Annotated in this window: 1 protein-coding gene; it reads left to right on the forward strand. The window is 50.6% G+C overall.

Annotation, left to right across the window (positions count from 1 at the left end; genetic code table 11):
* Positions 1 to 271, forward strand: a 271-nt coding sequence (locus AAEZ02_RS22580) for a TraC family protein (RefSeq protein WP_351125288.1), incomplete at both ends; no start/stop codon positions are given.

A 271-nucleotide genomic window follows, 5' to 3' on the forward strand; every position in this document is an offset into this window, starting at 1 on the left:
ACTGACCGAAACTGGCTCGCGGCATTAAGTGCGCAGCTTAACTGGGGAAAAGATGCTTCCTGGCGCAATCCATCACCAATCCGCAGTGAGGCTGATAAACCACTTCGAGAGCAAGTGTTGGATTATGACCGAGCTATCAAGGTGGATAGCCAAGGTCTAATGTTGGGTGATTACCGAGTTAAAACCTTATCGTTTAAGCGCTTGCCTGAGCGGATTTGGTTTGGTCATGCCGCAAGTTTTGCGGGCGATATGATGACGGGCAGTCGCGGTT

The organism is Shewanella sp. T24-MNA-CIBAN-0130 (genome assembly GCF_040310185.1).
GTDB classification, from domain to species: domain Bacteria; phylum Pseudomonadota; class Gammaproteobacteria; order Enterobacterales; family Shewanellaceae; genus Shewanella; species Shewanella psychromarinicola.